14 protein-coding genes are annotated in these 13,624 nt (G+C 70.8%); 4 read left to right on the top strand and 10 right to left on the bottom strand.

The genetic code is table 11. The features are described from left to right. Positions 1–9 precede the first annotated feature (9 nt). On the top strand, positions 10–762 hold the full coding sequence (locus AC3ANK_RS00605) for an SDR family oxidoreductase (protein WP_484171823.1): 753 nt from the start codon (positions 10–12) through the stop codon (positions 760–762). A gap of 106 nt (positions 763–868) precedes the next feature. Here AC3ANK_RS00605 and AC3ANK_RS00600 read toward each other — a convergent pair whose 3' ends face one another. Beyond that, positions 869–1,801, bottom strand: a complete 933-nt coding sequence (locus tag AC3ANK_RS00600) for a TolB family protein (RefSeq protein ID WP_484171822.1) — start codon at positions 1,799–1,801, stop codon at positions 869–871. A 47-nt stretch (positions 1,802–1,848) separates the two neighbouring features. Between AC3ANK_RS00600 and aroE the strand changes: the two genes are divergently transcribed. Together aroE and AC3ANK_RS00590 are read left to right on the top strand one after the other, a co-directional pair. Then, positions 1,849–2,724 carry a shikimate dehydrogenase gene (gene aroE, locus AC3ANK_RS00595; protein WP_320415217.1) on the top strand — a complete coding sequence of 292 codons (876 nt, stop codon included), beginning with the start codon at positions 1,849–1,851 and terminating at the stop codon, positions 2,722–2,724. A 10-nt stretch (positions 2,725–2,734) separates the two neighbouring features. Continuing rightward, positions 2,735–2,995, top strand: coding sequence for a YkgJ family cysteine cluster protein (locus tag AC3ANK_RS00590; RefSeq protein WP_484171821.1), 261 nt, complete (start codon positions 2,735–2,737; stop codon positions 2,993–2,995). 247 nt (positions 2,996–3,242) lie between these two features. Here the strand turns inward: AC3ANK_RS00590 and AC3ANK_RS00585 are convergent, their stop codons facing one another. The 9 genes from AC3ANK_RS00585 to AC3ANK_RS00545 form a co-directional block, all read right to left on the bottom strand. Next, positions 3,243–4,496, bottom strand: coding sequence for a DUF58 domain-containing protein (locus AC3ANK_RS00585; protein WP_484172909.1), 1,254 nt, complete (start codon positions 4,494–4,496; stop codon positions 3,243–3,245). Between the two features lie 50 nt (positions 4,497–4,546). Further along, on the bottom strand, positions 4,547–4,981 hold the full coding sequence (locus AC3ANK_RS00580) for a DUF2628 domain-containing protein (RefSeq protein WP_320415218.1): 435 nt from the start codon (positions 4,979–4,981) through the stop codon (positions 4,547–4,549). Positions 4,982–5,014: 33 nt separating this feature from the next. Continuing rightward, positions 5,015–6,010 carry an AAA family ATPase gene (locus AC3ANK_RS00575; RefSeq protein WP_484171820.1) on the bottom strand — a complete coding sequence of 332 codons (996 nt, stop codon included), beginning with the start codon at positions 6,008–6,010 and terminating at the stop codon, positions 5,015–5,017. Between the two features lie 22 nt (positions 6,011–6,032). Further along, entirely contained in the window at positions 6,033–7,169 is a 1,137-nt protein-coding gene (locus AC3ANK_RS00570) for a DUF4350 domain-containing protein (protein ID WP_484171819.1), read from the bottom strand. Then, positions 7,166–8,896 carry a DUF4129 domain-containing protein gene (locus tag AC3ANK_RS00565; RefSeq protein ID WP_484171818.1) on the bottom strand — a complete coding sequence of 577 codons (1,731 nt, stop codon included), beginning with the start codon at positions 8,894–8,896 and terminating at the stop codon, positions 7,166–7,168. Before AC3ANK_RS00565 ends, AC3ANK_RS00570 begins: the two co-directional genes overlap by 4 nt. Beyond that, the gene (locus AC3ANK_RS00560) at positions 8,893–9,903 is read right to left on the bottom strand and encodes a stage II sporulation protein M (protein ID WP_484171817.1); all 1,011 of its coding nucleotides are present in this window, start codon (positions 9,901–9,903) and stop codon (positions 8,893–8,895) included. Before AC3ANK_RS00560 ends, AC3ANK_RS00565 begins: the two co-directional genes overlap by 4 nt. Positions 9,904–10,051: 148 nt before the next feature. Beyond that, positions 10,052–10,732: an RDD family protein gene (locus tag AC3ANK_RS00555; protein WP_484171816.1), complete on the bottom strand. Its 681-nt coding sequence runs from the start codon at positions 10,730–10,732 to the stop codon at positions 10,052–10,054. After that, complete coding sequence (locus AC3ANK_RS00550) at positions 10,732–11,244, bottom strand: RDD family protein (RefSeq protein WP_484171815.1); 513 nt, start codon at positions 11,242–11,244, stop codon at positions 10,732–10,734. Before AC3ANK_RS00550 ends, AC3ANK_RS00555 begins: the two co-directional genes overlap by 1 nt. Positions 11,245–11,324: 80 nt before the next feature. Further along, positions 11,325–11,864: a gamma carbonic anhydrase family protein gene (locus tag AC3ANK_RS00545; protein ID WP_484171814.1), complete on the bottom strand. Its 540-nt coding sequence runs from the start codon at positions 11,862–11,864 to the stop codon at positions 11,325–11,327. A 256-nt stretch (positions 11,865–12,120) separates the two neighbouring features. Between AC3ANK_RS00545 and AC3ANK_RS00540 the strand changes: the two genes are divergently transcribed. Next, positions 12,121–13,560 carry a coniferyl aldehyde dehydrogenase gene (locus AC3ANK_RS00540; RefSeq protein ID WP_484171813.1) on the top strand — a complete coding sequence of 480 codons (1,440 nt, stop codon included), beginning with the start codon at positions 12,121–12,123 and terminating at the stop codon, positions 13,558–13,560. The last annotated feature ends 64 nt before the right edge of the window (positions 13,561–13,624 follow it).

Genomic DNA, 13,624 nt, shown 5'->3' with positions numbered 1-13,624 from the left:
CGGGTGACCATGGAACCCAAACGAATCGCCATCGTCACCGGCGGCAGCCGCGGCATCGGCGCTGCGACCGCGAAGCTCGCGGCGGGCGCCGGTTACCGCGTGTGCATCGCGTATCGCCATCGCGAGCAGGACGCGAACGACGTGGTCGCCGCGATCGCGCGCGAAGGCGGCGAAGCGATGGCGGTGTGCGTCGACGTCGGCCGCGAGGCGGACGTGATGCGGTTGTTCGAAGAGGTCGACCGCCGTTTCGGCGAAGTCACGGCGCTGGTGAACAACGCGGGCATCCTCGAACGGCAGATGCGCGTGGAAGAGATGGACGCGGAGCGCCTCACGCGCGTGTTCAACGCGAACGTCGTCGGCAGCTTCCTGTGCGCGCGCGAAGCGGTGCGGCGCATGTCGACGCGGCATGGCGGTCACGGCGGCGCGATCGTCAACGTGTCCTCGGTCGCCGCGCGGCTGGGATCGCCGAACGAGTACATCGACTACGCCGCGTCGAAAGCGGCGATCGACACGCTTACGGTCGGGCTGGCGAAGGAAGTCGCGGCCGAGGGCATCCGCGTGAACTGCGTGCGCCCGGGCTCGATCTACACCGAGATCCACGCCAGCGGCGGCGAGCCGGGCCGCGTGGATCGCGTGAAGGCGCGCATCCCGATGCAGCGCGGCGGCGAAGCGGAGGAGATCGCGCGCGCGATCGTGTGGCTGCTGTCGGACGAGGCGTCGTACATGACGGGCAGCCTGGTGGATGTGGCGGGCGGGCTTTAGCCCCCAGCCACGTCCGACGAAAACGCCTTTTGTAGCCCGGGTAAGCGAAGCGCACCCGGGGCCCGGCGGGCGCTTCGCTTACCCGGGCCACAAGAGCGCCTGGACATCACTCCACGCACCCCGCCTTCCCTTCCACCGCCGGCGCCTTCATCCGGTAAACATCCAGTTTCCCCGCGCGCGGCGACTTCGCCGTGCCACTGATGAGCAACTCGCCCGGCTTGCTCCAGTCCACCGCGGGACCCAGCGTCGTCGCATCCGGCGTGTTGAACGACAGCGCCAGCGGCCCCGCGTCGGCGTAACGCGCGCCATCGCAATGCGCGAGGAACAACCGCACCGGCTTCGTCGCCGGGTCCTGCGAGCGCGCAATCACCAGCGTGCGGCCGTCGCCGAGCCATGCGGCATCGAACTCGTCGGCCTTCGTGTTCACGCCAGCCACGGGCTTCGCATCGACGAACGCGTTGCCATCCCACCGCGCGACGAACAGATCGTGCCCGCCCGCGCCGCCGTGGCCATCGCTTGCGAACAGGAGCGACCGGCCGTCGCGCGCGGGCGTCGGCGCCCATTCGTCGCCGCGCGTGTTGACGCCGCGACCGAGGTTCCGAGGCGTGCCGAAACTGCCGTCGGCGTTCACCGCCGCGCGATACAGGTCGTCGCCGCCCACGCCGCCGGGGCGGTTGGAGAAGAAGTACAGCCAGCGACCGTCCGCGCTGAACAGCGGGTCGAAGTCGTTCGCCTTCGAATTGAGCGGCAGCGGACGGGCGTCCTGCCAGCGGCCGTCCTTCAGGCGCGCCTGCCACAGATCCCAGCCGCCCGCGCCGCCTTCACGATCGGTGCTGCCCCAGACGATATGCTGGCCGTCCGGGCTGACGCTGCCGCGGATCTCGCTGGCCCTGGTCGACACCACGCCCATGCCTTCGATGCCGAACTCGGACAGGAAGGCCGCAGCCGGCCCGGACAGCGCGATCGCGCACGCCACGCCGGGCGCCAGGATGTGCCGGAACCGGCGGCGCCTTCGAACCAAGGCCGGGACGTGTGGCATCGTGCGTCTCCTGAGTGTGTGAACTCCAGTCTATGCGAGGGTCCCCCGTGTCCAACTTCGCCTCCGTCGCAAATCCGGCCGCGGTCAAGCGCTTCGCCGTCATCGGCCATCCGGTCGCGCATTCGCTGTCGCCGCGCATCCACGCGGCGTTCGGCCGGCAGGCGGGCATCGCGCTGGAATACACCGCGATGGACGCGCCGCCGGAGTTGTTCGACGCGATCGTCGCGGAGTTCGCGGCCGAAGGCGGCCTCGGCGCCAACGTCACGCTTCCGCACAAGAACCGCGCGGTCCCGGTCTGCACGACGCTGACCGAACGCGCGCGCCGCGCCGGCGCGGTGAACACGCTGGTGCGCACCGCCACCGGCTGGGAAGGCGACAACACCGACGGCGTCGGCCTGGTGCGCGACCTCACCGAACGCCAGGGCCTGGACCTGCGCTCGCGCCGCACGCTGCTGATCGGCGCCGGCGGGGCCGCGCGCGGCGTCGCGCCGGCGTTGCTGGATGCGGGGATCGGCGATCTCTACATCGTCAACCGCACGCCCGAGCGCGCCGATGCGCTGGCCGACGCGCTGGCGATGCCCGGCCGCGTGCATCCGCGCTACCTGCGCGACGTCGACACGCTGGGCACGTTCGACCTGATCGTGAACGCGACCTCCGCCGCGCGCGCCGACGGCCTGCCGTCGCTGCCGATCGCGCTGGCGAATCCGCGCACCGCGGCGGTGGACCTGAGCTATGGCGAGGTGGCGATTCCGTTCCTCGCCTGGGCGCGCGCGGCCGGCGCGCACGACTGCATCGACGGCCTGGGCATGCTGGTGGAACAGGCGGCGGAAAGCTTCCTGCGCTGGCACGGCGTGCGTCCGGAAACGGACGAGGTGTACGAGATCCTGCGCGAACATCGCGCCGAACTCGTCACCGCCGACTGAGCAACCCGTCATGGACTGTCGCGCCGGCTGCGGCGCGTGCTGCATCGCGCCGTCGATCAGCTCGCCGATTCCGGGAATGCCGCATGGCAAACCCGCCGGCATGCCGTGCGTGCAGCTGGACGACGAGTATCGCTGCCGCTTGTTCGGCTCGCCCGAACGGCCGGCGTTCTGCGCGTCGCTGCGGCCCCGGGCGGAGATGTGCGGGGGGTCGCGTGAGGCGGCGATGGAGACGTTGCTGGAGCTGGAGCGGTTGACGCGGCCGGCGGGGTGATTGGGCGAGATCGGGGCTGTGCGAACTTCACCGCACCCGTTTTTGTAGCCCGGGTAAGCGAAGCGCACCCGGGTTCGGAGCACCGGAGCGCTACGGAGCGCTGTACGGCTCCCCGGGTGCGCTCCGCTTACCCGGGCTACAAGAGCGGCACCGTCTTCCGAGCAGATCGTGGAGCCGTCGATGGAGTGCCCCGAAGCGGGAGCGCAAGCGGAAACAAAACCCCATCGCCCCACACCACGGACAACCCCTACAACAACCCGTCCCGCTTCACCGCCAGATACCGCTCCACCAGCGACGCCGCCAGCTCGTTGCACGCCACGTCCAGCACCATCACGCCATGGTTGCGCAGCGCCTCGTGCGCCGCGTTGCGCTGGTCCAGGTACTGCGCCGTCGCGCCCGCGCGGATCGCGCCGGGGAGGTCCTGCACCGGTTCGGCCAACGCCGCGTCGAGCGAGCCTTCGCGCAGACTCGCCACGCAGACCAGGTGCCGCTTGCGCAGCATCGTCACCGCCGCGAGCAGGTCGTCCATGTCCTCGTCGCGCAGGTTCGTCACCAGCATCACCAGCGAACGCCGCCGCTGCCGCACCGACAGGTCCGTCGCCGCGGCGAGGAAGTCCGTCGCCACCGGCTGCGGCTGCAACGCGTAGGTCGCGCGCAGCAGTTCGTCGATCGCGCCCACGCCGCGGCGCGGCGGCACCCACGCGCCGGCGCCGCCGCTGGCGAGCAGGCCCACCGCATCGCCCTGCCGCAGCGCGAGATACGCCACCACCAGCGCCGCATCGAGCACGTGGTCGAAATGCGCCAGCTCGCCGTCGCGCGCGAGCAGGCGGCGGCCGGTGTCGAGCAGCAGCACCAGCTGCTGGTTCTTCTCGTCCTGGTACTCGCGCGAGATCAACCGGCGCGCCCGCGCCGTCGCCTTCCAGTCGATCTGCCGCAGGCTGTCGCCGATGCGGTATTCGCGCATCTGGTGGAAATCGGTGCCTTCACCGCGCCGCCGCCGCAGATGCGCGCCCACCAGCCGCGACGCCTGGTCCGCGCTGAACATCGCGAACTTCGCCAGCGGCGCGAAGTTGGGGAACACCCGCACGTCCTGCGCATCGCCCGCCACGCGCGACTGCCACCATAGCCGCAGCGGCGAATGCAGGCGCAGTTGCACGCCGTCGAAGCGGAAATCGCCGCGCGCATTGGCGCGCAGGTGGTAGTCGAAACTCGCCTGTTCGCCGCGACGCAGCGACAGGCGACGCGGCAATCCCTGCATGCGCCAGCCGCCGGGATGCAGGTCGAACACGTCCAGGCGCTGGCGTCCGGCGCCTTCGAGCACAAGCGTCACCGGCCGCTCGATGCCGATCGGCCAGGTATCGGCGAGACGCCGTTCTACATGCGGCGTCGGCGCGCGCCAGAGCAGCGCGAGATCGAGCAGCAGCAGGCCCAGCAGCGCAAGGCCGGCGAGCGTCCACGAATCCGCCGTCGCCACGCCGAACGCCACCGCAAGCCCGTGCATCGACCACAGCACGAACAGTGCGAGCGCGACCGGCGCGGGGCGAGGCAATGCTAGAACCACGGCTCCTCCCCGAGCACCTTCTTGCGGTAGTACAGGATGCCGGCGCGCATCGCGTACACGGCCGCGCTGCCGTAGCCGGCCGCCTTGCCCAGGAAGTCCAGCCCGGCCAGTGCGGCGATGAACGCGATGAGGAACGCGACGCCGAAGTAGGCGATCGCCGGCCGCCACAAACCCTTGCACAGGTAATAGATCGGGCCGAAGAAGAAGCCCAGGACACTGAAGTTGATCGACATGCGCTCGCCGAACGTGAGATCGCGCAGGTGCGGCAGCTCGGGGCCGCCGGCCTTGTCGATCAGCCGGAAGCGGCGCTTCCACGTGGCCGACACGCGCAGCGCGTCGATCGCGTCGCGTTCCGGGCGCGGCGCCGCGGCGGCGTCCGCGCGGGACATCGGCGCGACTTCATACGGATTGTAGGACTCGTTCACGCGTTCGCTCCTTCGTTCGGTGGGTGGATGCGCTTACTTCCGCGGCGCCTCGACCTTCGCCAGCAACGCGTGCAGCACGTCGTCCGGCGACTGGCCTTCGATCTGCAGTTCCGGCGCCAGCGCGATGCGGTGGCGCAGCGCGGGCTTGGCAATCTCGCGGACGTCGTCGGGCGTGACGAAATCGCGACCCGACAGCACCGCCTGCGCGCGTGCCGCACGCACCAGCGCGAGGCTGCCGCGCGGGCCGGCGCCGAGCGCGATGCCGGCCCAGTCGCGCGTCGCGGCGACGATGCGCACCGCGTAGTCGATCACCGCATCGTCCACGGCGACCCGCGCGGTGCCGGCCTGCATGGCGACGATCTCCTGCGGCCCGAGCACGCGCGCCACCTGCGACAGGTCGAAGTCCGACGCCGCGCGGCCCTGGCTCACCGCGGCGACCATGCGCTTCTCGTCGGCGCGCGTGGGATAGCCGATCAGCACCTTCAGCAGGAAGCGGTCCAGCTGCGCTTCGGGCAACGGGTACGTGCCCTCCTGCTCGACCGGGTTCTGCGTGGCGAGCGTGAGGAACGGCGGCGTCAGCTGGAAGCTGTGGCCTTCGATGGTGACCTGCAGTTCCTGCATCGCCTCCAGCAGCGCCGACTGCGTCTTCGCCGGCGCGCGGTTGATTTCGTCGGCCAGCAGCAGGTGGGTGAACACCGGGCCGCGACGGATGTTGAACGTCTCGGTCTTCGGGTTCCACACGGCGTGGCCGCTGATGTCGCTGGGCATCAGGTCGGGCGTGAACTGCACGCGCGCGAAGCTGCAATCGATCGCCCGCGACAGCGCGCGCACCAGCAGCGTCTTGCCCAGGCCGGGCACGCCTTCGATCAGCACGTGGCCGCCGGCGAGCAGCGCGATGAGGATCTGGTCGAGCACCGCCTCCTGCCCGATGAAGGCCTTGCCGACCTCGTCGCGCACCGCGGCCGCACGCGCGGCCAGGGCGTCGCCGGTGATCGGAACGAGGGGAGCGGGAGCGGCGTCGGCGTTCATGGTGTGGTTTCCCGGTCGAAAGTCAGAGTGAGTTGCGCATGCGCATCAGCAGCGCGATGCGGCTGCGGAACGCGGCGTGGTCGCGCGCGATGGGCGTGGAGAGGGCGTCGCGGATCTCGCCCGGCGACAGGCCGAAGCGTTCGGACAGCATCGCCGCCTGCGCATCGCCGTCCAGCGCGGCGGCCTGCGGATCGCGACGGCGCAGCCGCGTGAGGAAGGCCTTGCGCGCGGCTTCGTGCAGCAGGTGCGCGTAGCCGTAGCGGTAGACGTGTTCGCCGCTGGCGGTGACGTGCTCCAGCAGCGAGCGCCGCTCCACCGCCGGCGAGGCCAGCAGCGGGCCGAAGCGCTGCGAGCGCCGCCACAACCACGCCAGCAGCGCGAGCAGCAACGGCAGCCAGATGCGCCAGTGGTCGCGCGCCAGCGTCATCCAGAACGACGGCATCCGCGCTTCGTAGATGAGGTGCACGGTGCCGGCGCGGTAGTTCGGATCGAGCAGCTGCCGCGTCAGCGCGATGTGCGGACCGTCCTTCAGCGAATCGTTGTCGAGGAAATCGAAGTCGGACAGCACGTCGAGCGTGCCGCGCCCGTGCGGAACGCGTACGAAGACGTAGCCGATGTCCGGCTCGCCCCAATGCAGCGACGCGGTCGATTCGAGGTCCTCGACGTCGAGGCGACGGCCGCGGCAGAACTCGACGTGCGGATCCTCGCCTTGCACGTCCAGGCCGGCGCAGAGCTGGTCGGAACGCGGATACACCCCGAACGCCTCGAGCACCGGTAGCGGTTGCTCCAGGTCCAGCGGTCCCGGCGGTGGCGTGCGCAGCAGCAGGTGGCCGCCGCGCTCGACCCATTCCAGCAGCGCGGCCGAGTCCTTCGCGGTGAGCGTGCGCGGGTCGTTGTAGAGCAGCACGGTGTCGCGCGGTCCGAGCGTCACGCCGTCCAGCTGCAGGCGGGCGCGCGCCTGCGCCTTCACGCCGTCGGCGATCAGCGCCAGCTTGAGCACGTACAGCGGATTGCGCCTGGCCTCGCCGGTGCGCGGCAGGTCGACCCATTCCTCGGTGCGTTCGTAATTGTGCTGCCACCACGCGTAGCCGGCCGCCAGCGCCGCGAGGACGGCGACGGCGAGGAGCGCGATCAGTCCGTGCCTGCGCGTGAGCCTCATGCGGGCACGCTCGCATCAGGACGTGCGGAGGCGCTCCAGCCGAAACGCGCGGCGAGCTCGCCCAGCAGTACCTCGAAATCCTCGCCCGCCGGGAAGCTGTGCGCGTATGCCGCGTACTGCCACGTGCGCACCGCGCGCGCGAAGGCGTCGCGATCCTCGCCGAGCGGCAGCTTGCGCGAGGCGCGCAGCACTTCGGCCTCGGTCGCGCCGGGTACCAGCACGGCCTGCGTGCGCGCGACCATGGTCTCGACGCTGGCGCGGTACAGCATCGCGAGCGCCTCGCGCTGGCGACCTTCGCGCCACAGGCGGCGGATGGCGGAGGGAATGTCTTCCGGCAGCGGCGGCGGTGGTTCGTCGGCGCGATCGCGGCGGACTTCGTCGGGCTCGCGGCCTTCGCGCGCGAGGCCGCCGCGGAACCACGCCAGCCAGCGCGGCGCGGTCACCGCGAGCACGACCGCCAGCGCGGCGAAGACGATCCACAGGCCGTACTCGCCGATCATCGCGAGGAATTCGCCCAATGCGCGCAGCGGCGGCGCATCCGGCGTCTTCTTCGGCTCGTCCTTCTTCGCGTTGCGCTTCTTCCACGACACGACCTTGCGCTTGGGCGTGACGGTCGGGTCCGCGTACGCCCGCTTCACCGCGCGACGCAGGCTGGCGTCGCCGGCGAGCGCGCGTCCGCTGCCGTTCGCGACGCCCTGCCCGCCGGCGGTGCCGACGCCGCCGGGCGAGGCGATCGTCGGCGGCGGTGCGGGCTGCGGCGTCATCTGCGCGTGCACGCCCTCGCGCAGGCCGGTTTCGTCGGCGACCTGGCCGAAGACCTGTTCGAGCGTGACGCGCGGCGCTTCGTCCGCGTCGTCGGCCTGGGCGACGACGCGTTCGCCGTCGCGCACCTCGCCTGCATCCTGCGCGTGTGCACAGCCCGGCGCGAATGCAACGGCCAGCGCGAGCAGCAGCACCATCGGCGTCGCGCCGCGCAGCAGGCGATCGCGCAGGCGGCGCAGGGCGAGTTCGATGTCCCACGCCTCCACTTCGGTGCGGCGGTTGAGGTACAGGCCGAAGCCCGCGCCGACGTAGAACGGTTCGATCAGCGTCGCGGCGATCCACGCGAGCGCGTTGGAAAGCAGGCCGATCCACGGCGGCGATTCGCGCAGCACGGCCCAGGCGCGCGTCATCGTCTGCTGCACGTAGTCGCCGGGCACGAACACCACCGCGAGCGTCGCCACGCCCACGTACACCGCCAGTTCGAAATGCAGGCACACCAGCGTGACCAGCATGCCGACGCCGTTGACCGGCGCACCGAGCGCGCGGCGGCGTTCGCGCGCGTCCTGGCCGCGCGCGCCTTCGAGCAGGTCCACCGGCAGGTTGATCGAACGCAATGGGCTCAACCGCCGCCACAGCAGGTATGCGGGCAGCCACGACCGGCCCCAGCTGCGCTGCGCCGCGAGCGTCTGCCGGGTCGTCGGCACGTCGCCGAACACCGCGCGCGACAGCACGAACAGCGGGATGCGGTCGAACGCCGGCTTCAGCCACCACATCAGCAATCCGCCCAGCCACAACGCATCGAGCGACCACGCCAGCGCGTTGCACAGCGCGAACAACGGCAGCGTGAGCAGCAGCCACGGTTTCCAGATCGCCGCCGCATGGCGGCGCACCAGCGCGGTGCCGAGCTCGACCGCCTCCCACGGCGTGCGCGGACGCAGCGCGACGGTGAGCGATTCGATCCTCATGCGCCCGCGTCCTCCACCGGAAGGTGCCGGCCGCCGAGCAGCAGCCACGCGAGGGTGAGCGTCCACAGCGCGCCGCCGACGCTGTACTTGATCCACGCCGGCATCCACGCGATCGACGACCAGAACGCTTCCACGAACGCGGCGAACACCAGCATCGCGAACACGCCCACGCACAGCAGCGCGCCGCGTCGTCCACCGGCGACCAGCGCGTCCACGCGCCGGAGCTGGCCGGGCGCGATCAGCGACAGTCCGAGCCGCAGGCCGGCGCCGCCGGCGATGACTATCGCGGTCAGTTCCGGTGCCGAATGAGCGGCGACGAAGCGCCAGAACGGATCGCCATGTCCCACCGCCTGCAGGTGCCCGGCGACGCCGCCCATCATCACGCCGTTGGTCAGCAGGACGACGATCGCGCCGATGCCCGCGAGCAGCCCGCTGGCGAAGGTGCGGAAACCGATGCTGACGTTGTTCCACACGTAGTGGCCGAACATCGCGACGTCCGTGCCCGAATCGCGCCCGAGCTTGCGCGCGGGATCGGCCGGGTCGTACATGCGTTCGAACTGCATCAGCTGCACGGGATCGAACAGCGAGGACGACAGCTCCGGCTGGTGCTGGATCGCGGCGAAGATGATCACCGCCGGCAGCCACAGCAGCACGAACGCGGCGAGCATGCAGCCGCGTTCGGCGCGCACCAGGCGCGGGAAGCCGGCGATCAGGAATTCCGCGGCGCGGCGCCAGCGCGGTACCGGGGTGCGGTACAGCAGTCCGTGGCCGCGATGCATCAGCGCCTGCAGCCGGTCGGTCACCACCGGGCTGTAGCCGCGACGACGCGCGAGCGCGAGCTGCTGGCACAGGCGGCGATACCGCGATGGCATGTCGGCGTCGTGCAGGCCGTGCCAGTTGCGCCGCTCCGTGCGCGCCTTGCGCGCGCTCTCGCCGCGCGCGTCGAGCCAGTGCTCGAAGGCGATCCATTCGGCCTGATGGCGCTGGACGAAGTGTTCCTGCTTCATGGCGGTTGAAGCCGGGATTCGGGATTGGGGTTTCGGGATGCGATGTCGCGATCTGCGGGACAGCCGGATTCCGTTGCGTCGCGCAGCAGCCCGCAGCCACGCGATGGCGCATTGCGAATCCCGAATCCCCGATCCCGGATCACGTCTCTCACCTCCGCCCCAGCAACCAGTTCGCCATGCGATACAGCCGCGTGACCGCGAGCGTGCCGCGCGCGCCGGTGAGCGGTTCGGCGAGGTCCGCCAGTTCCGCCTGGCGCGCTTCGCTCAGGCGCGGGCCGCGTTCGGCGAAGGCGACCAGCGCCGCCTGTTCGTACGGACGCAGCGCGATCGACGGCGCCATCGCGGCATCGACGGCCGCCGGCTGCGGTTCGCGCGGGCGGGCCTCGTGCACGACCAGCGTGCCGGCGACCATGTCGCCCAGGCGCCGGCCCCAGGGATCGAGCAGGCTCGACACCAGCCCGGTGGCGTAGGCGAGCGGCAGCATGTCGACCACGCGGAGCAGGTTGCGCGTGAACGCCGCGAGCCAGCCCACCGGCGCGCCGTTGGCGGCGATCACGCGCAGGCCGAGCGAGCGCTTGCCCGGCGTGCGGCCGTCCCACATCGCCTCGAACACGATCGGATAGAACCAGTACACCAGGAACATCCCGACCGCGTAGAAGCCCATGCCGCCGCGGCCGAACGCGCCCAGGAACATGCCCATCACCATCATCACGGCCATGCGTATGAGGAAGTCGACCAGCCACGCCAGCGCGCGCGGCACCGGGCCGGCGGCGGGCAGGTGGAGGGCCACGCCCTCCGGCGTCACGACTTCCCGGTACGTGTCGAGCATCAGACGTTGACGACCATCGTGTCGCAGATGAGGTCGTGCAGGCAGCGGCGTTCCTCGCCGAAGATCCACAGCACGTTGGCCAGCGAGAACACCCAGCCCACGTACGGAATGCCGCCGATCAGGCCGGGCACGAAATAGCGCAGCACGATCATGCGACGCAGGCCCGCGCGGCTGCCGTCGGTGCGCACCACGCGCATGCCCATCGCGCGCTTGCCGATGCTCTGGCCTTCGCGGTGCATCAGCACGCACCAGTAAACGAAGAGCGCGATCACGCACACCACCGAGAACATGATCAGCGAGCCACCCAGCGCACCGATGCCGCGCTCGGGCTTGTACCGCAGCAGGCCGATGAAGGCCGGCAGCAGCAGCGCGAGATAGATGCCCAGGTCGATCAGGTAGGCGGCCAGGCGACGGCCGCGATCGGCGGGTTCCAGCCCTGCCTCGTGATCGGCCGGCGCGACGACCTGCGCGGCGGGCGCCGCATAGGGATTGCGATACTCGAAACCTTCCATGTAGTCCCCATTGCGTTCGCGATGCCGTCCCGGCACCGGTGGATGCGGCGATCGCGGCCCCCTGCCCGACCTGCCGCCCGCTACCCGGTCATGCCGAGGTAGCGGTCCTTCAATCGTACATAGTGCGCGGCGCTGTAGTGCAACTGTTCGATCTCGCGGTCGTCTAGCCGGCGGACGAAGCGCGCCGGACTGCCCAGCCACAGCTCGCCCTCGCCGACCTGCTTGCCCGGTGCGACCACCGCGCCCGCGCCGACGAAACCGTGCCGGTGCACGCGCGCCCCGTCGAGGATGCGCGCGCCCATGCCGACCAGGCAGAAGTCGTCGAGCGTGCAGGCGTGCAGGATCACGCCGTGGCCGATGGTGACGTCGTTGCCGACCACCGTCGGCAGCCCGCCCGGCCGCGTGTACGGCCCCTCGTGGGTGACGTGGACGATCGTCCCGTCCTGCACGCTGGTGCGCGCCCCGATGTGGATGGAATTGACGTCGCCGCGGATCACGCAACCCGGCCAGACGGACACGTCGTCGCCGAGCGTCACGTCGCCGATCACCGTCGCCGCCGGGTCGATGTAGACGCGTTCGCCGAGGGTGGGAAAGGCGTCGAGGTAGGGGCGCAGGGTCATGCGGGGAAGTCTAGCGCGGGGTTGGGGATTCGGGATTCGGGATTCGGGATTCGGGATTCGGGATTCGGGATTCGACAACAGCTTTTCAGACGTCATTCCTGCGCTGCTGGGAGCCAGTGACTCGTACGGCCAAGGACCCGCCGGTTTTGCGAATCCCGAATCCGGCATCCCCATTCACAACCCGACCGTCCCGCCCCCCGCCGTGCGCCGCTTTCGCCCCTCCGGAGCGCCATGGCGCGGGACTACACTCGTCCGCATGGACATCACCGCCGACACGCCGCTGGACGAACTCGCCGCCACCCGCGAACGCCTTCGCGCCGCGTGGCAGGCCCGCAAGCCCGACCACGCGCAGCGTCGCGCCGACCTGCGGCGCCTTCGCGACGAGTTCCGCGCGCGCATCGATTCGATGGACGCGGCGATCCGCGCCGACTTCGGCCATCGCAGCCAGCACGAGAACCTGCTGTCGGAGGCGATGATCGTGCTGGCGGAAATCGACCACGCGCTCGGGCGCCTGCGCCGCTGGATGAAGCCGCGCCGCGCCGCGGTGGGCTGGCGATTCTGGCCGGCGAGCGCGCGCATCGTGCCCGAGCCGGTGGGCGTGGTCGGCATCCTGTCGCCGTGGAATTACCCGGTGAACCTCGCACTGGTGCCGCTGGTGTCGGCGATCGCCGCCGGCAACCACGTCTATCTCAAGCCATCCGAACACACGCCGCGCACCGGCCAGTGGCTGCGCGACCTGCTCGCGCAGGTGTTCCCGCCAGATCGCGTCGCCGTCGCGCTCGGCGGCCCGGAGGTGGGCGCCGCGTTCGCCGCGCTGCCGTTCGACCATCTGCTGTTCACCGGTTCCACCGCGGTCGGCCGCAAGGTGATGGCCGCCGCCGCGCCGAACCTCACGCCGGTGACGCTGGAGCTGGGCGGCAAGGCACCGGCGGTCGTGTGCCCGGATTTCGACCTCGCCAAGGCCGCCGCGCGCATCGCCACCGGCAAGTGGTTCAACGCCGGGCAGACCTGCATCGGCGTGGATTACGTGCTGGTCGACGAAGCGCGCGCGGGCGCGTTCGTGGAGGCGCTGACGTCCGAGCTGCGCGCGCGCTATTCGGGCTTCGATGCGACGACGCCGGATTACACCCGCATCATCAACGACGCGCAGTACGCACGGCTTCGCGGCTACGTGGACGATGCGCGCGCCCGCGGCACGATCGTGCTCGAGCCGCTGACCGCGGGGCTCGACGCACAGGCGCGCGCACGGTTCGAACGCGAACGCGTGTTCCCGCCCACGCTGCTGGCCGAACCGCCGGCCGACAGCGAGGTGATGCGTCATGAGATCTTCGGGCCGATCCTGCCGGTGCTCTCGTACCGCACGCTGGACGAGGCGATCGAACGCATCCGCTCGATGGATCGCCCGCTTGCGTTGTACCCCTTCAGCAACGATGCGCGCAGCATCGACGCGATCGTGTCCGGCACGCTCGCCGGCGGCGTCACGGTGAACGACACGCTGCTGCACTTCGGCGCGCACGACCTGCCGTTCGGCGGCATCGGCCCGAGCGGTATCGGCGCGATCCACGGCCGCACCGGCTTCGACACGTTCAGCAAGCTGCTGCCGGTGTTCCGCCAGCGCGGCTTCGCGGGGAGCGATCTTCTGAAGCCGCCGTATCGGGGTTTCGTCGATCGGATGGTGCGGGTGCTGTCGAAGTAGCGGCTACGCCGTACGAACGCGTCCAGCTGAGTAGCTCTTGTAGCCCGGGTAAGCGAAGCGCACC

This window comes from Lysobacter sp. SCRH-1R (assembly GCF_057747855.1).
Note: the sequence above shows the minus strand (reverse complement) of the source record. Positions and strands in the feature narration are given on the sequence as shown.